Source organism: Mycobacterium sp. 1245499.0 (assembly GCF_001673615.1).
Lineage (GTDB): Bacteria > Actinomycetota > Actinomycetes > Mycobacteriales > Mycobacteriaceae > Mycobacterium > Mycobacterium europaeum_A.
Genome location: NZ_LZMG01000293.1, coordinates 1 through 15378, shown reverse-complemented (window position 1 = coordinate 15378; position 15378 = coordinate 1). Strand labels below are relative to the sequence as shown.

Below are 15378 nucleotides of genomic sequence, written 5' to 3'. Positions count from 1 at the left end.
AGGCATCGGTGCGGTGTTAGGCGCAGGGCTCACTCCTGAAGTCGGCGGAGCAGGGGCGATACCCGGCGCGGTACTGGGATTCGTCGGTGGCTTCGCGCAAGGGCTGATCGAGGCCCCGGTCGAAGCCGCCGCTAAGGGCGCGTGGGAATGCATCGAACAACCGATACCGGGGCTGCCGAAGCCATGATCAACGCAAAGCGGATATTGCTTCTGCTACCGCTGTACCTCGTGTGGGCGATCACCATCGACGTTCTATTCGATTCAGCCAGCCCTCCCGGCAGCAAATCCGTTCCCACATGGATGATCATCGGATTTGTCTTGTGTGCAGTGGCGGTGGCCGTCATCGTTTTCTGGTACCTGCTCAGGCACGCGGGCGGCAAGGTGCCCGAGCAACGCCAACACACCTACACCGCCCTGCTCGTGGCAATCATCGTGTCCGGCTTCATCACCGACGCACTGAAGGGTCTGGCGCGGCTGCTATTGGGTTCGCACCCTTGGTGGATGCTGGTACCGATTTACACCATCGGCTACGCGGCGTGCTGGGCGGTCCTGGTCTTCATGGTGAACTGGCTTGAGGACCGCGCAGATGAGCGCAAGAGTTCGTCCCGTTAAAGACCGGCAGCGACGGCCGTTTGAGGCAGCAAGCAGAAACGGCAGGCGCGACGCGGGCGTAGAGCCGAAACCCCTGCAGCCCCACCTTCTCCACTGGGATGGCCGTGCTGTTCCTGGCCCTGTTCGTGCAAAATGCGTACACCCACGGCACGGCCCCGGGTTTGGTCAGTACCGGAGTCCTCGCGGCGTTGATGGGTTACCGGGCATACCGGGCCTGGTCCAGCAAGCGACGCGACTCGTCGCGATAACGCGCCGGCGAATACACGGTGCCCTACCAGCTGAAACGGTGCGAGTCAGTCAGCTTCGCGTCAGCACGAACGCCTCGATCTGCCGATTTCCGGACCGCACTTCGTACTTCCGCCAGCCCGGATACAGCTCGAGGCCTTTGGCCCAGATCTCGTCGCGCTCGCGTGGCGTTGCCAGGCGCGCGGTGGCCTGCCAGGTGTCGCCGCCGACCGCGACCGTCGCCTGCGGATGGGCCTTCAGATTGTGATACCAGGCCGGATGCCTGGTACCGCCGAAGTTGGACGCAATGAGGGCCAGGCCGTCCGGGTGCGGGATCCCGTACACGGCGACGGTGCGCGACTCACCGGATTTGGCGCCCGTGGTGGTGAGCATGACCGCCGGGATGCCGGTCGCGACCTCGGCGAAGCTCCTCCGGCCACCGGTGGCCTTGGCGACCAGGCGATCGAGGTGGTGCGCCGTCGGGCGAAGAAGCGCCACACCCACCGTCGTGGACGCCAAGCGGCGCATCGTTCGGTGAAAAGCATTCGCGTCATCGAATGATCGCCCGAGCATGGTGTCATTCTGGTGCGCTCGCCCGCGCTGAACAAGCAATGTGAAAACGCGCCCCATGAGTCACAGACGACATTAAGCTGCTGGTCGTGGGCGTGAAGGTGTTCGCCAAGGGTCGGGGGCGCTGGCTGGCGGTCGCGGCGTCGCTCGTCGTCTCCGCGGCGATGATCCACGCGCAGGGAACCAAGACGCGTTGCTGCGTCGAGACGCCCGTGGCGGCGCCGAGCCCCACCAGTGCGCCGGCCCCGGCGCCGCCCGCCAGGGGGCCGCGCCCCGCCAGTCCGGCAGAGATCGAATCGCTGACGGCTCTGGCACCGCCCGCCCCGTCCGCCGGCCAGCAATTCCAGCTCGCCCTGCCGCACAGCGTGGGATCCGAAGAACGGTTGCAGGTCAAGACCATCTGGGCCGCCCGCGTCATCACCGTCCTCTTCCCCCAGATCAAGACCATCTACGGATACCGCGAGGACCCGTTGCCGTGGCATCCCAACGGGCTGGCCATCGACGTGATGATCCCGAACTACCACTCCCCCGAAGGCATCGAGCTCGGCAACCAGATCGCCGGCTACGCCCTGGCGAACGCGAAACGATGGGGCATCAACCACGTGATCTGGCGGCAGAAGATCTACCCGGGCGTCGGCGGCGGCAACTGGATGGCCGACCTGGGATCGGAGACCGCCGACCACTATGACCACGTCCATATCGCGACCGGCGGCGGCGGCTATCCGACCGGGCACGAAACCTATTACATCGCCTCCATGACCTCGGGCCCGACGGACTGATCCGCTCAATCGATACCCGGCGGCGGAGTTGGCCCGTTGCCACGGAAGTCACCCTTGATTGCTGACACAGGACACAGTTGCTCAGTGCCGGTTTGCCAGCTTTTGCTGTTCGTCGCGCAATACCGCACCGCACACCGCATAATGAGGCCGTTATCACCCTCACCGAGGAGAAGGAGCCGAGCGTGAAGGCTGTTTGCGGGTTGCGCATGTTATGTATTCCGGCGGTCGTTGCTGCCGCGTTAACGGTAGGTAGCGGGGTCGCCGCCGCCGACGATGACGGATACCTGGGTCAACTGAAGAAGATCGGCGTGGTGTGGCAGCCGGGCGGCGAAGGCACGCTGATCTCGCTGGGCCACGCCATCTGCTCGGATCGCGCCGCGGGCAAGACCCCGGACGAGCTGGCCACCGACGTTCATTCCGGGTTGAACAGTTCCTTCAACTACGGGGACGCCACGGCCATCGTGAGCGCCGCGGAATCGAACTACTGCCCCTGATCAATCCCTAAGGCATCGTCGCGACGGCGTCTCCGTCATGCCGATCCGGCGGCGAACGCCGCCACCGGCATTTCGACGGACCCACCGCAGGGCCCGCCGCTGATGTCGGTGTGCCACGTGCCACGCAGCGATCCGTCGGCCTGCGGTGCGTAGAAGGCCCACGACCGCGCCGGTGCCCACACCTTCGGAACACCCTCGCCCATATAGCAATCCCATTGGAAGTCAAAGCGCTCGACCCATTTGGCGCCGTCCCACGCGTAGTGCGAAGGCTGGGGCAACGTCGGGTTCTTCGGTGCGGGGCCGTTGGTAGCGGTGGCCACGCACCTGCCCGACGAGCACGCGGTGGTGAAGACGTAGTCGGCGCTGAAGGTCGGCTCGGCTTGTTTCGCCGCGACGCTGGTGCCGGATTTACTGGCCGCGTACCTCACCAACGAGTATCTGCCGTTCCACGAGGGCGACATCGCGTTCGCAGACATGCCGGATGCGCCGACGACCAACGTGGTGACGGCTGTGAGCATCGCACCTACCCGAGACGCCGGCCGCATGCGTCAATGGTGGGCATTCGATGACGCGGCGCGATCTCGGCGCGGACACGATCGCGGTGCTGTCGCGCGGATTCACCGCGCTCGCAACAAGAACAGCCCGTAGGCGGCCACCGACTGCGCGTCGGCGATGACTCCTTCGCGGATCATCCGCTCGACCTCGTCGCGCGAGAACCACGCGCTGCGCATGTCCTGCTCCTCATGTTCGCGCTCGACTTCTCCCTCGGCGATGCCGGTGGCCAGAAACACCCAGCCCCGCTGACTGGTCATTCCCGGTGCGACGTCGAGCTGGCCGAGTGCCTCGAACGACGTTGCGCGCAGGCCGGTTTCCTCCCGCAGCTCGCGCTCGGCGAGATCGGCCGGTTCGGCGTCGGCCAGTTCGGGAGCGGTGCCTTGGGGGAATTCCCAACGCCGCTCGCCGAGGGGATAGCGAAACTGCTCGACCAGCCGGAAGCGATGCCCGTCGTAAGGCAGCACGAGCGCATAGGCCGGCTTGTCGACGACGCTGTAGATGCCCTCGCTGCCGTCCGGGCGCCGGATGTCGTCCTCGCGCAGCACCATCCACGGGTTGCGGTAGATCTCCCGGCTCGCGAGGCATTCGATGAAAGTCACGCCCGCCAGTATTGCCGGGAATACCGCAACTCATACCGCGGCGACGGCGAGGAGTAGCGTCCGAAGTTATGCCGTCGCCAGAAGCCATCACCGAGACCGTCAATCGCTACCTCGCGCTGGTCGCCACGGGCACCGCCGACGACATCGTGGCGCTCTACGCCGACGACGCCACCATCGAGGACCCGATCGGCTCCGACATCCGCCGCGGGCATGATGCCATCCGCGCCTTCTACACGGGGTTTCAGGACGCGAAGAAGGACACCGAACTCGCCGAAATACGGATCGGCGGCAGCGAGGCCGCCTTCTTCTGGCATCTGACGCTCGACGCCGGTGACAGCCGCACCCGGATCTCGCCCATTTCAACGATGTCGTTCGACGGGGACGCCAAGATCACGTCGATGCGGGCGTTCTGGTCACCGGCAGACGTTCGGGTCCTGTAGCCCGCCAATCCTGTTGGCAGCCTGCTCAACTCGGGATACGGCCCAGGATGCCCTGCACGAGGGTGGCGGCGTCGTCGCCGAGATCACGTCCGATGACGTCGACGTCGACCACGACGTTGGCCTTGGCCGCCAGGGCCCGCAACGCGCTGGTGTGCTGGCCGCCGACGTCGGTGGTCCGCCCGTTGTCCTGCACGGTGCCCAGGGTGCTGCGCACCGACGTCACCGGGCCGGTCTGCACCGGCGTCCCGACGCTGTAGATGCCGGAGATGCCGCCGTGCGAGTAGGTCAACTGCCTGCCGGCACAACCGTTGATGTGGTTGATGGCGCCGGCGACGAAACCCTTTGCGGCCGCGGCGTTGTCGAACGTCGCGACGAACTCCGAAACCCCGTGCGGGAAACCGTTGGTGTGCTGCCCCAGGTCGACGCCGTAGATGGCGCGGTAACCGCTGTCGCGATAGGACGCTGTCAAGCCGTTGAACACCGCTTCGGTGCATTCCGGGGGATCGAAGCTGTCGCCGGGCTGCAGTTCGTGCGTTTGCGTCCAGGTCTTGTTGACGTACATGCCGGGCGCCTTGATCAGGCCGGCGACGTCTTCCCCGGTGAGCACCAGCGACTGTAGGCCTTCGGGGGTCACCGACGGTTCCGGCGGCGCGGCGGCGGTGGCGCTCGGCTTCGCCGCGGCTGTGGTGGCGCCGGAGTGCGCCGTCGGCTGGCCGGTCTGCCTGTTGCCCAGCGTCGCCCACAGCGCCAGCGCAACCACGGCGATCACGGTGAAGGCGTACGACAGCGTCAGTCCAACCAGCGCCCGATTGCGGCCGCGCTCGCCCCGCCGGCGAATGTCTTTGATGGCGAAGTGGCCCAACACCTTCGATCCGGGCGCGCCGCCCCCGCCGCCCGCCCAACCGTCCGCTCGCCCGCCGTCGGACGAGGTGAACACGCTGGCCACGCTGTCGGTTGTGTTTGCGTTCCTGCTTGCCCCGGTGGGAATCGTGTTGGGCCACTTCGCCATCAAAGACATTCGCCGGCGGGGGCGGCGCGCCCGGATCGAAGGGGTTGGGCCAACTGGGACCCGGCCAGCTAGCCGTCATGAGAAGGGGTCGTAGTCAGCGTCGTTCGCGGGCGTCCTCGGAGGCGGTGTGGTGCCAGCCGGCGGTTGCGCGAACGGCGGAGGCCGATGCGGGACGGGCGGCGGGAAGGCAGCGGATTGCGGAAAGGTCGATGCGGTAACGGGCGCAGGCCTGCCCTGGCGGAAGTACGCGTTGGACTCCGGCAGCGCGAGCAACACCGCGGAGGCGACCGAAATGATGATCGTCGCGACCGCGCCCACCTGCAGCAACTGACCGAACCACGCCACCGACCCGCCGGGGTCGACGACGAAAACCGCTGCGCCAGCGGCCAATCCGAGGCCGCAGAAGACCCACGTCACGATCCTGGCCCGGCTGCGGCCGCGATCGTCGAGCACACCCAGCGACACCACCAACGCGGCGACGACGATCAACCCGGCGGCCGTCGCGACCAGCACCGGCCCCGACGTACTACCGCGTGCACGGAAATCCGAAATCGCCACCAGCACGGCGATCGCCGCCGCCAACAACAGCGCGGCGATGCCGGCGAACACATAGCTCCCGAAAAACACGGCGGCCGGGGACATACCCGCGGCCGCCTTGGCCGACGACGCCGACGGCCGGATGGACGGTGGCGGCGCCATGGGCGGTGGTGGCGCGGCGGGCGGTCGCGGCGTAGCTCGCGGCGGCGGCAGGCCGGGCGAAGCCGGCGGGCCCCACGATGGCGACGGCGAAACCGGTTGGGGGCCGAAGGGATCGGAGAAGGGATCCTGGGAATGGTCTGACATCGTCAACGCCTCCCCGGCAAGCCTGCCGGTCGCCTACGACGCCACCACAGCGCGCCCCCGACACCGATCCAGGCGGCCAACGGCAACGCGATCGCGGCGTACATGAGCGGACTCAGCGACGTGCCGAATACCGACTTCGGCATGGGAATGAGCACGCCCGGATCGCCCTTCCACACCTGGCTCATGGGTCGGGCACTGGTCAGGCCGCCCAGCCAGACCTGCTGCGCGGAACTCTGTTGCGGCGAACTCTGCAGCCGCGGGCCGAACAGCGAACCACTTGCGGTTGCGGGCAGGTTGGGGTGATCTTTGGCGAAGTCCTTCGGCGTCATGTTGACCATCGGGATGTTGGTGAAGTCGACGCCGCCGATAGTCAGTTTCCAGGTGGTGCGGTCACCGGTCTGCCAGCTGTAGGTCGCGTCTCCTTCGTAGAAGGACTTGCGGTAGCGGTCGAACAGTTCCTGCGGGCTGAAGGGTTCCTTCGACGTCCAGGCGTCGATGTTGCCCGAGTCAACGATTTTCGAGTAGGCGGTGGCCTTGGTGGCGCTGCGTTGCCGGTACCACTCCGCGGCGATCCGGCTCGCATACACGCGGCGCAGATCGGCGTATTCGGGCGCGTGATTCACCTCGTCGACGATCTTCGGCAGGATCATGGTCCGGTACAGATCGTCGTTTTGGCGGGTGATTCCGGCGTCCTGGGCGGGGCAGCCGATGCCCGGCTTCAAGTCCATTCCCTCGATCTCGAGCTTCACATCAAGCGGGGCGTCCAGGATGTACATCGAGTCTCCCTGGGTGGACACGCTGGCCGGCAACGGGATGATCCACTTACGTTGCGGCGAAAAGCATTTGGAGCCTTTCAGCGCGTCCAGGAATTGGCGGCCGTCCGGCGTGGCGGGGTCGACGAGCTTCGCCGTGGCCTGCTTCATGGTGTAGTCGGCTTCCAGCAGGATCCGCCCGGCGTCGGTGCGACCGAACTGGGCGTCGATGATGCGGTCGGGTTCGTTCGGGTTGAGGTTCACCGTGAAGGCCGAGGTGGGCAGCGCCAGCCAGACGAAGAACGAATCGGAAGCCATGTAGGCGTTGGCATTTCCACCGAACGACGGTGCAGCGCCGGTTTGCGTATTGGCGGCGAAGGAGTACTGCACACCGTTGCCGTTCAGGTCGGTGTCGGAGATGTAGCGCAGCTGCAGCGTGGAGAAGTCGACGCCGCCGAGCACGCCACCGATCCCGCTGGTAACGGCACCAAGCCCGCTCGCGACGCCGCCGCCGATCCCGCTGGCCACGCCACCGACAATTCCCCCGGTCACCGCGCCGGCGATGCCGCTGACCAGCCCACCCGTGACGTTGGCCAAAACGGTGGCAGCGCCGCCCGTGGCGGCGCCGATGATGCCGGCGACGGTGTTGGCGGCCGTCACGCCCGCCAGCACTCCGGCGTCGACGATTGGACCGACAACGGCTCCCGGATTGATCGGCATCGGACCGGCCGCCTGCCTGGGCGTTTGCGGAGCCGGAACTGGTCGGGGCGCTTGCGGCGCAGGAACCGAACCGGGGGCCTGGGGTGCCGGGCCGGGCGCCTGCGGTGCCGGGGCGGGAGCTTGCTGCGCCGGGGCGGGCGCCTGCTGGCCCGGTGCGGGCGCCGGAGCCGAACCGGGCGCTTGCTGGCCCGGCGCGGGGGCCGGCGCCGAGACGGGCACCGACTCGGGCACCGACTCGGGGTCCTGGGCCGCCTGTTCAATGTCCATGTCGGCGTTGACCTGCCCGGAGACGAAGGCTTGTTCGATTGCCTGGGCCGGCGAGTCCGGAGAAGCGCCCGTAGTTTGATCGGCACCGCCGTTCACGGGGTTCTGCCCGCCGCTGGCGAGTACGGCTTTCCCGGACGGGTCGGGTACACCCACCGTCGGGTAATAGCGGACGAATAGCCGGTCGGATGCGCCCAGGCCTTGGCCGGCGGCAAGCATCGCTTGCAGCGTGGCCGGCGGCGGCTTGTCCGGGAAGATGTACACCACGCGACGGCCGGTCTGCTGCGCGATGCGTAGGAAGTCTTCGAGCTGCGCCTTGTCGACGGCCCCGGTCTTGATCTCGACGATTTCTTGATCGTTGTGGAAGTCAGGGCGGCGGTTGATCGAGGTGCCCTTGATCTTCCGGTTGCGGATGTATCCGTTCTCCGTCAACTTCAGCTCTTGATCGAGCGCGGTTTCGAAGCTGGTGCCGGTGTTGCGATTGTTGAAGGCGCGCACGTAAGCGTCGCGATAGTCCGCCCAGCTCAGTGGATTCGCCACGGCGGGGGCCCGTTGGTTCTGGTAGACCAGCCAGCTCTTGTAGAGGTGTTGTTCGGTGCCGGCTTTGTACTTGCCCCTGGTATTGATATCGATCAAAGCCGCGCGGCTCGGTGCGGGTAGCGCAGAGAGGCCATTGGCCGATGGAAAGGTATAGGTGAGCGGGGTCTTGCCCGGCGGCGGATCCTGGTCGGCGGAGTATCCGGGCAGTTTCGGTGCGGGATCCGCAATGGCCTGGCGCGTGGGCGTCAGCAGCGACGCCAACACCAGAACCAGGGCGGTCGCAACGACGCGACGCCAAATCAGCCAAACCCGAGCCATGTGCGGCCCTCCCCGTCGGACTTCGCGCTCGAAGGCGAAGCACAAGATGTCGCGATCCTAAGTGAGGTTGACGGGCTTGAGAATTCAGCCGACCCATTCGTCGTAGTACGCGCGGGTATCGCCGGGATCTTTATGCCTGACCATGGCGGAGAGCAGATGGTATGGCGCCGTGAAGCCGGCGTCGTCGTTGAGCTGAATCTTGAAGTTGGCGGTAATCGAATCGCCCTCGTCGGCGAAGTCGCGGTAGACCCATCGGGACGGATGGCCACGGCGCAGCATTTCGCCCAGGGTAATAGGAAGCGCCATCGACGAAGTCGGCATTGGCCGGAGCATGGAAAGCCTCGACCGTCGGCGTCACCTGCAGCACGAGGGCAGTGAGTCGGCCGATGCTGTCGGGACTGTAATCCCAGTTGCCACCGTTGCGGGCCGCCCAATCGGCGAAATGTTGCTCCTGGTGAGCCAGCCAGTCATCGAGCACCGTCGAGGGCGGCGGAGCATTGAACAGACCGTCCGCCAGGGTGCGCTCTTTGACCGGGGACCACCCAGGATGCGCCTCGGCATGATCCTGGACGACCTGCCGCCAGCGCCCGTACACGGCCACCAACACCGCACTCTCATCGGCCAACGCCTGCAGCAACAGATGCGTCGGCGACAACGCCTCCAGCCCCGATTCGGAGTCGGGGCGGATGATCGGAAAGCCCGTCGCATCGGGTTCGCCCGCACTGTCGATCCGCCAACGATGCTCAGATAGCCGCCGCCGCAGTCCGGGGTCATCAACCGCGACACCCGCGGGCGGCTCGGCGACCCAGTCCCACCGCCCACCACCGACACGCATCAAGGCCTCACCCAGATACGCCACCACCCCCGCGGTGAACGACTGATTTGCGTCCTCGAGCGCCTCAGCCGGATCGGCCAACCGATCGCGCGCCGCGGTCTCCAGCGCCGACAACGATGCCTCGGAATAATCCAGCGTGACCGATCCACCCAGATCGACATCGCCAGTCATGTCGATAAGCAAGTTGATCCGGTCCAACCACCAATCCAGCGGCCCACCCTCCACCGCACCCTCCCAATCGGCTCGGACGGCTTTCCAGCAGACTGCCCGGCGACGACGATGCGCCTCCTTGCAACGGTTTTCGCGCGCGATCTGTTGGATCAGCGGAGTGAAGTCAACCGACCCATTCGTCGTAGTAGGCGCGAGGACGCCCGAGGTCGCCACGCTCGAGCATGAATGACAGCAAATGGAACGGACCGGTAAAACCGGCATCGTCGGTCAGCTGAAGTTGAAAGTTCGCGGTGATCGGGTCGCCCTCGTCGCGAAACTCGCGGTACACCCAACGCGAGGGGCAGCCGCGCCGCAATATCTCGCCCAGGTAGTAACAGGCGCCGTCGACGAACTCGCGATTAGCCGGATCTCGAAGCGCGGCCACGGTCGGCGCTTTCCGCGATACGAGCTCGGTCAACCGGTTAATGCTGTCGGGACTGTAATCCCAGTTGCCACCGTTGCGGGCCGCCCAATCGGCGAAATGTTGCTCCTGGTGAGCCAGCCAGTCATCGAGCACCGTCGAGGGCGGCGGAGCATTGAACAGACCGTCCGCCAGGGTGCGCTCTTTGACCGGGGACCACCCAGGATGCGCCTCGGCGTGATCCTGGACGACCTGCCGCCAGCGCCCGTACACGGCCACCAACACCGCACTCTCATCGGCCAACGCCTGCAGCAACAGATGCGTCGGCGACAACGCCTCCAGCCCCGATTCGGAGTCGGGGCGGATGATCGGAAAGCCCGTCGCATCGGGTTCGCCCGCACTGTCGATCCGCCAACGATGCTCAGATAGCCGCCGCCGCAGTCCGGGGTCATCAACCGCGACACCCGCGGGCGGCTCGGCGACCCAGTCCCACCGCCCACCACCGACACGCATCAAGGCCTCACCCAGATACGCCACCACCCCCGCGGTGAACGACTGATTTGCGTCCTCGAGCGCCTCAGCCGGATCGGCCAACCGATCGCGCGCCGCGGTCTCCAGCGCCGACAACGATGCCTCGGAATAATCCAGCGTGACCGAGCCTCCCAGATCGACATCGCCAGTCATGTCGATAAGCAAGTTGATCCGGTCCAACCACCAATCCAGCGGCCCACCCTCCACCGCACCCTCCCAATCAGTCCTACAGCTTCGCCGTCAAGCGATGATCCGCGTCATTATCTCCCTCAAGAGGAGTCCGGACATGTCACGCTGGCATCCATCGACGCAGTGCCCGATAGTCGTAGCAACAAAAGTCGCAGAGGTGGGGATACATGAGCACGCGCCGCCACATCATCGTCAGCGGTGACAACGCGCTCGCGACAACGATTGCCGAGGAACTGAACCGCGCCGGTGCCACCATCGTCAAGCTGCACAGCGAGGAGCTCGTCGCCACCGATCTCGCCCGCGCGCACGCCATCGTCTGCGCCGGGGACGACGACGCGAAGAATCTCGAAATCGCCTTGCTGGCAAGGAAAGCGAATCCTCGTGTGCGCGTGGTCGCCCGACTGGGCAACGACGTGCTGCGCGGAGCGGTGGCCGCCGACAACGGTCCCGGGGCCATCCTGGACGTCGCCGACCTCGCGGCGCCGTCGGTCGTCGAAGCCTGTCTGGCGAGCAGCACCCACCCGGTCGAGGCGGCCGGCATCAAATTCCTGGTGTCGGGGGCCGAGGCGCCGCGCGACGCGACCCTTCGTGAGATCTACGGCGACCTGGCACCGGTGGCCGTGATCCACGGCGCGAACTCCGCGAGATCCGACGAGGTGGTGCCCTGTCCCGGACGAGATCACGAAGTGCGCAAGGGCGACTGGACCGCCATGATCGGCAGCGCCGACGAGCTGGCCGCGCGCGGCATCAAGACTCCCCGGCCGGCCGCGACCCGCTCACGCCAGTCATGGATGCGGCGGATTTCCGACGCCGCGCGGGCGATGCGCGACGACGTCAATCCCATGCTCTTCCCCGCAATGCTGCTCGCGCTCAGTCTGTTGCTCGCGTCGACGGTCGTCGTGCACTTCTCGTACACGCGGCCGCGACTGTCCTGGCTGGACGCGATGTACTTCACCGCGGAGACCATCACCACCGTGGGTTACGGCGAATTCACCTTCCTGCACCAGTCCGCGTGGCTGCGAATCTTCGCCGTCGCCTTGATGTTTTCCGGCGTAACCACCACCGCGCTGCTCGTCGCATTCCTGGCCGACTTGCTGCTGTCACGCCGCTTCCTGCAATCGGCCGGGGTTCGGCGCGCGCGCCATCTGCGCAACCACATCATCGTCGTCGGGCTGGGCTCGTTCGGCAGCCGCGTCGTCGGCGACCTGACCGCCGCCGGATATGACGTCGCGGTGATCGAACGCGACGAGAACAACCGATTCCTCTCCACCGCAGACGAACTCGACGTACCGGTGATCTTCGGGGACGCAACGCTGCGCCAGACACTCGAGGCGGCCCGCGTCGACCGCGCCCGGGCCGTCGCGGTGCTGACCCAGGACGACATGGTCAACATCGAGACCGGAATCGTGCTGCGCGAGATGCTGGGTCCCAGGGTGATGCCCGAGGTCAACCGGCCCGATGTGCCCATCGTGCTGCGCATCTACGACCGCGCCCTCGGCGATGCGGTGGCCAAGCGGTTCGGCTTTGAGAACGTTCGCTCGACCGTCGACCTGGCGGCGCCCTGGTTCATCGGTGCCGCGATGGGCCTGCAGGTGCTGGGCACGTTTTCGATCGGGCAGCGTTCGTTCATGGTCGGCGCGATGCACGTGGCGGCCGGCAGCGAACTCGACGGGCTGCGCATGTTCGAGATGTCCACCCAGACCCGGGTCATCGCGATCACCCGCCGGGACACCCCTGTCGAGCTGCACCCTCGTCGCGACGCCTGGCTGCGCGGCGGCGACACCGTCTATCTGGTGGGGCCGTATCGCGAGCTGCTGGAGACGCTGCGCAAGGGGCAGCCGCCCCAGGAGCCTGCCGCCGACGAGCGTCCGGTGGACAAAGCGGCGACCTAACGCTCAGCGCACCTGCGGGCCGAAGCGGATCGGCCACCGGATTCGTCCGGTGGCCGGCCGTGCCGGGCGCACCATCCGGCCAGCTCATGGCGGGCGGCGACGGTCACCGGATGCTCGTCGCCCAGCACCCGCGCCTCCTCGTCGACCAGCGCCTCCCACGCCGCGACCTCGTCCTTTACGCCGGCCAGGTCCGGGGCCCACAGCGTGAACATGTGCCGGGCCATCAGCAGGTGAACGTGGTCGTCGCCCAGCTTGTCGCGCAGCTCGCGGATCAACGGTTCGAGCTCGGCGACGGCCGTGGGGACGTCACCGGAGCGGCCCCGCCAGATCGCCAGCATCAACCGCGTGCCGAGGGTGTCGGCGTGGTCGTCACCCAGCACGCGCCGCCGCGCGGCGAGTACGTGTTCACCCTCGGCCAGCGCACCGACGAAATCGCCTATCTCCCAACGCTTCTCGGCGATTTTCTCGCGGGCGACCAGCACGCTCTCGTGTTCGGCGCCCAACACGCGCTGTTCGTCGGCGAAAAGCTGCGACCACTCGGCGAGCGCTGACAGCGACGGTTGTTGCCGGCCCGCCAGGAGGTGGCGGGCGGTCAGGGTGCTGAGGTGATCGCGCCCGAGCACCTCGACCAGGTCGGGGATCAATCGGGCGAACTCTTCGTAGGCGACGGCGTCGTCGCCGGCGCGCAGTTGCACGGTGGCCAGCGACACCTTGAGTTCCAGCACGGTGGGGTGCCGCTCGCCCAGCGTCGCCCGGCACAGGGTGACCAGCTCGTTCGCCTGCCGCGCGGCCCCGGCGTAGTCGCCGTTGCTCGCGCACTCGGTCATGAGCCCGGTCAGTACGGCTAGCGGGGCGGGCAGCTCCTGCTGCGTCATGCCGCTAATGAAATCGCCACCGCGTCGGCGCGGCAATTCACCCGATTTGACCTGCAGCGTTGCCGTAACTCTAGAGCCGTGCTGCCACGTCCGCGGCGCGACGAAGCTGATCGACATCCGAGCTGGTCGGGATCAGCTGGACCTCATCGGTGCCGATCTCGGCGAACCTGCGCAACACGTCGAGCAGCTCGTCCTCGCTGCCGGCCCAGCCGGTCATCGGTGCCATCGCGTCGACGTAGTCGGCCGGTATCCAGTTCATGTAGCGGCGCAGGTGACGGTGGATCTGGTCGCGGGACGCCTCGGGCGAGCCGAAGGCGAACCAGAACGAAGTGATCAGGTGGGGTTTGGGCTTGCCGGCCTGCGCCCAGGCCGCCCGGGTCACGTCGAACAGCTCGTTCTGCTTGGCCACGTCGAGGTCCAGGGTGGTGCCGGCCAGCCCGTCGGCCCACGCGGCCGCGCTGCGGATGGTTTTCGGTCCGATACTCCCGACGAACAGCGGCGGACCGCCGGGCTGCACCGGCGCCGGGCCGACCGGCAGCACCGAATCGGAGGTCTTCTCCCCCGCCCAGACCCGCTTCATCACCGCCACGCGTTCGGCCATGCCGCGCATCGTCTGCGTCGCCGGATCGGCGCCCACGGCGTGGTAGTCCTCGTGCCGACCGCCCACGCCGATGCCCACGGTGAGCCGGCCGCCGCTGAGCAGGTCGCCGGTCGCTAGCCCCTTGGCGAGCATCACCGGATCGTGTAGCTGCGGCACGATGACCGTGGTCAGCAGCCGCACCCGCTTGGTCCAGGCGGCCAGCGCACCCAGCAACGTCAGGTTGTCCGGGTTGTCGAACGCGATGCGCTCACCCCAGCACAGCGACGAGAACGGCCCCTCGTCAATGGCGCGCGCCCAGGTCTCGAGCACGGTCGCATCCAGATCCGGCTCCATCACCGGCATGGTCATCGCAATCTGCACGACGGCGATTTTGGCATGTTTCTAATGCAGCCCATCAGTGGAACCATGGACCGAGTGGCGTTCACCAGTAGTTCCATCGCGCATGTCCGGCTGACCGTGACCGATATCGAGCGGTCGCGGCAGTTCTACGAGAGCGTGTTCGGCTGGCCGGTTTTGATCGAGGTCCCCGACAACGCCGATGAACCCACCCGCAACCAGTTGAGCTTCCTGTACGGCGGCGTGATCTACGACCTCGGCGGCACGCTACTCGGTCTGCGCCCGGTGGCCGCGGACCGCTTCGACGAGGATCGCGTCGGCCTCGACCACATTGCCTTCCGGCTCGCCAGCAAAGACGAATTGGATTCGGCGGCAGCACATCTCGACGAACTCGGTGTCGGTCATGAGCCGGTCAAAGACATCGGACCGTCCTACATCCTGGAGTTCCGTGACCCCGACAACATCGCCCTCGAGCTAACCGCGCCGAAATAGCGCGGCGTTGTCGCGCCCGGCGGACGGTGGTTGACTGGAAAGAACTATGACCATCAGTTTCAACCACACCATCGTCGCGTCACGCGATAAACGAGAATCAGCCGAGTTCCTCACCGAGCTGTTCGGCCTGCCCAGCCCAAAGCCCTTCGGCCACTTCATGGTCGTCGAACTCGAGCACGGTGTAAGTCTCGACTACGCCGACGCCCCGGAAGGCGCGGACATCCCGCGCCAGCACTACGCGTTCCTGGTGTCCGAGCAGGAGTTCGACGCCATCTACGCCAGGATTTCCTCACGCGGGCTGCAGCACTGGGCCGATCCGGGCGCCAACCGTCCCGG

18 protein-coding genes and 1 pseudogene are annotated in these 15378 nt (G+C 66.8%); 9 read left to right on the top strand and 10 right to left on the bottom strand.

Annotated features, from left to right (window positions below):
* The 3 genes and pseudogenes from A5646_RS29990 to A5646_RS29495 form a co-directional block, all read left to right on the top strand.
* Positions 1 to 187, top strand: a pseudogene (locus A5646_RS29990) (hypothetical protein); the annotation flags it as partial.
* Positions 148 to 612 (top strand): hypothetical protein, encoded by a 465-nt coding sequence (locus A5646_RS17375; RefSeq protein WP_231997895.1) that lies wholly within the window; start codon positions 148 to 150, stop codon positions 610 to 612. The pseudogene A5646_RS29990 and the gene A5646_RS17375, both read left to right, overlap by 40 nt.
* Before the next feature lie 98 nt (positions 613 to 710).
* Positions 711 to 860 carry a hypothetical protein gene (locus A5646_RS29495; RefSeq protein WP_197505224.1) on the top strand — a complete coding sequence of 50 codons (150 nt, stop codon included), beginning with the start codon at positions 711 to 713 and terminating at the stop codon, positions 858 to 860.
* A 49-nt stretch (positions 861 to 909) separates the two neighbouring features.
* Here the strand turns inward: A5646_RS29495 and A5646_RS17370 are convergent, their stop codons facing one another.
* A complete protein-coding gene (locus tag A5646_RS17370; RefSeq protein WP_067023000.1) occupies positions 910 to 1410 on the bottom strand; it encodes a nitroreductase family deazaflavin-dependent oxidoreductase in 501 nt (166 codons plus the stop codon).
* 86 nt (positions 1411 to 1496) lie between these two features.
* On the opposite strand from A5646_RS17370, the gene A5646_RS17365 reads away from it, so the two are divergent.
* Positions 1497 to 2186 carry a glycoside hydrolase gene (locus A5646_RS17365; RefSeq protein ID WP_067022997.1) on the top strand — a complete coding sequence of 230 codons (690 nt, stop codon included), beginning with the start codon at positions 1497 to 1499 and terminating at the stop codon, positions 2184 to 2186.
* 206 nt (positions 2187 to 2392) lie between these two features.
* On the top strand, positions 2393 to 2680 hold the full coding sequence (locus A5646_RS17360; protein ID WP_066873600.1) for a DUF732 domain-containing protein: 288 nt from the start codon (positions 2393 to 2395) through the stop codon (positions 2678 to 2680).
* A gap of 35 nt (positions 2681 to 2715) precedes the next feature.
* Here A5646_RS17360 and A5646_RS17355 read toward each other — a convergent pair whose 3' ends face one another.
* Positions 2716 to 3198, bottom strand: coding sequence for a hypothetical protein (locus A5646_RS17355; RefSeq protein WP_067022994.1), 483 nt, complete (start codon positions 3196 to 3198; stop codon positions 2716 to 2718).
* Between the two features lie 99 nt (positions 3199 to 3297).
* On the bottom strand, positions 3298 to 3834 hold the full coding sequence (locus A5646_RS17350; protein ID WP_067022991.1) for an NUDIX hydrolase: 537 nt from the start codon (positions 3832 to 3834) through the stop codon (positions 3298 to 3300).
* 68 nt (positions 3835 to 3902) lie between these two features.
* Between A5646_RS17350 and A5646_RS17345 the strand changes: the two genes are divergently transcribed.
* Positions 3903 to 4274, top strand: coding sequence for a nuclear transport factor 2 family protein (locus A5646_RS17345; protein WP_066873594.1), 372 nt, complete (start codon positions 3903 to 3905; stop codon positions 4272 to 4274).
* Between the two features lie 25 nt (positions 4275 to 4299).
* Here the strand turns inward: A5646_RS17345 and A5646_RS17340 are convergent, their stop codons facing one another.
* The 5 genes from A5646_RS17340 to A5646_RS17320 form a co-directional block, all read right to left on the bottom strand.
* Entirely contained in the window at positions 4300 to 5211 is a 912-nt protein-coding gene (locus tag A5646_RS17340; protein ID WP_197505223.1) for a sensor domain-containing protein, read from the bottom strand.
* A 147-nt stretch (positions 5212 to 5358) separates the two neighbouring features.
* Positions 5359 to 6126, bottom strand: a complete 768-nt coding sequence (locus A5646_RS17335) for a hypothetical protein (RefSeq protein ID WP_156749348.1) — start codon at positions 6124 to 6126, stop codon at positions 5359 to 5361.
* A gap of 2 nt (positions 6127 to 6128) precedes the next feature.
* Complete coding sequence (locus tag A5646_RS29055) at positions 6129 to 8720, bottom strand: hypothetical protein (protein ID WP_067022982.1); 2592 nt, start codon at positions 8718 to 8720, stop codon at positions 6129 to 6131.
* Positions 8721 to 8850: 130 nt separating this feature from the next.
* Entirely contained in the window at positions 8851 to 9753 is a 903-nt protein-coding gene (locus A5646_RS17325) for a hypothetical protein (RefSeq protein WP_156749347.1), read from the bottom strand.
* 136 nt (positions 9754 to 9889) lie between these two features.
* Positions 9890 to 10810, bottom strand: coding sequence for a hypothetical protein (locus A5646_RS17320; RefSeq protein WP_156749346.1), 921 nt, complete (start codon positions 10808 to 10810; stop codon positions 9890 to 9892).
* Between the two features lie 203 nt (positions 10811 to 11013).
* Here A5646_RS17320 and A5646_RS17315 point away from each other — a divergent pair, with 203 nt between their 5' ends.
* Complete coding sequence (locus A5646_RS17315; RefSeq protein WP_067022970.1) at positions 11014 to 12738, top strand: NAD-binding protein; 1725 nt, start codon at positions 11014 to 11016, stop codon at positions 12736 to 12738.
* On the opposite strand, the gene A5646_RS17310 is transcribed toward A5646_RS17315, so the two are convergent.
* Positions 12735 to 13613, bottom strand: a complete 879-nt coding sequence (locus tag A5646_RS17310; RefSeq protein WP_067022967.1) for a tetratricopeptide repeat protein — start codon at positions 13611 to 13613, stop codon at positions 12735 to 12737. The two genes, A5646_RS17315 and A5646_RS17310, sit on opposite strands and share 4 nt — an antisense overlap.
* 70 nt (positions 13614 to 13683) lie before the next feature.
* Positions 13684 to 14562, bottom strand: coding sequence for an LLM class flavin-dependent oxidoreductase (locus tag A5646_RS17305; RefSeq protein WP_067023005.1), 879 nt, complete (start codon positions 14560 to 14562; stop codon positions 13684 to 13686).
* Between the two features lie 57 nt (positions 14563 to 14619).
* Between A5646_RS17305 and A5646_RS17300 the strand changes: the two genes are divergently transcribed.
* Both A5646_RS17300 and A5646_RS17295 read left to right on the top strand, forming a co-directional pair.
* On the top strand, positions 14620 to 15042 hold the full coding sequence (locus A5646_RS17300; protein WP_066873576.1) for a VOC family protein: 423 nt from the start codon (positions 14620 to 14622) through the stop codon (positions 15040 to 15042).
* Between the two features lie 46 nt (positions 15043 to 15088).
* On the top strand, positions 15089 to 15378 hold a 290-nt coding region (locus A5646_RS17295), incomplete at its 3' end, for a VOC family protein (RefSeq protein WP_067022964.1).

Coding starts and splice junctions, on each gene's coding strand:
- A5646_RS17375 (WP_231997895.1), top strand. CDS start 148: ATGCATCGAACAACCGATACCGGGGCTGCCGAAGCCATGATCAACGCA.
- A5646_RS29495 (WP_197505224.1), top strand. CDS start 711: ATGGCCGTGCTGTTCCTGGCCCTGTTCGTGCAAAATGCGTACACCCAC.
- A5646_RS17370 (WP_067023000.1), bottom strand. CDS start 1,410: ATGCTCGGGCGATCATTCGATGACGCGAATGCTTTTCACCGAACGATG.
- A5646_RS17360 (WP_066873600.1), top strand. CDS start 2,393: ATGTTATGTATTCCGGCGGTCGTTGCTGCCGCGTTAACGGTAGGTAGC.
- A5646_RS17355 (WP_067022994.1), bottom strand. CDS start 3,198: ATGCTCACAGCCGTCACCACGTTGGTCGTCGGCGCATCCGGCATGTCT.
- A5646_RS17345 (WP_066873594.1), top strand. CDS start 3,903: ATGCCGTCGCCAGAAGCCATCACCGAGACCGTCAATCGCTACCTCGCG.
- A5646_RS17335 (WP_156749348.1), bottom strand. CDS start 6,126: ATGTCAGACCATTCCCAGGATCCCTTCTCCGATCCCTTCGGCCCCCAA.
- A5646_RS29055 (WP_067022982.1), bottom strand. CDS start 8,720: ATGGCTCGGGTTTGGCTGATTTGGCGTCGCGTCGTTGCGACCGCCCTG.
- A5646_RS17320 (WP_156749346.1), bottom strand. CDS start 10,810: ATGACTGGCGATGTCGATCTGGGAGGCTCGGTCACGCTGGATTATTCC.
- A5646_RS17315 (WP_067022970.1), top strand. CDS start 11,014: ATGAGCACGCGCCGCCACATCATCGTCAGCGGTGACAACGCGCTCGCG.
- A5646_RS17310 (WP_067022967.1), bottom strand. CDS start 13,613: ATGACGCAGCAGGAGCTGCCCGCCCCGCTAGCCGTACTGACCGGGCTC.
- A5646_RS17305 (WP_067023005.1), bottom strand. CDS start 14,562: ATGACCATGCCGGTGATGGAGCCGGATCTGGATGCGACCGTGCTCGAG.
- A5646_RS17300 (WP_066873576.1), top strand. CDS start 14,620: ATGGACCGAGTGGCGTTCACCAGTAGTTCCATCGCGCATGTCCGGCTG.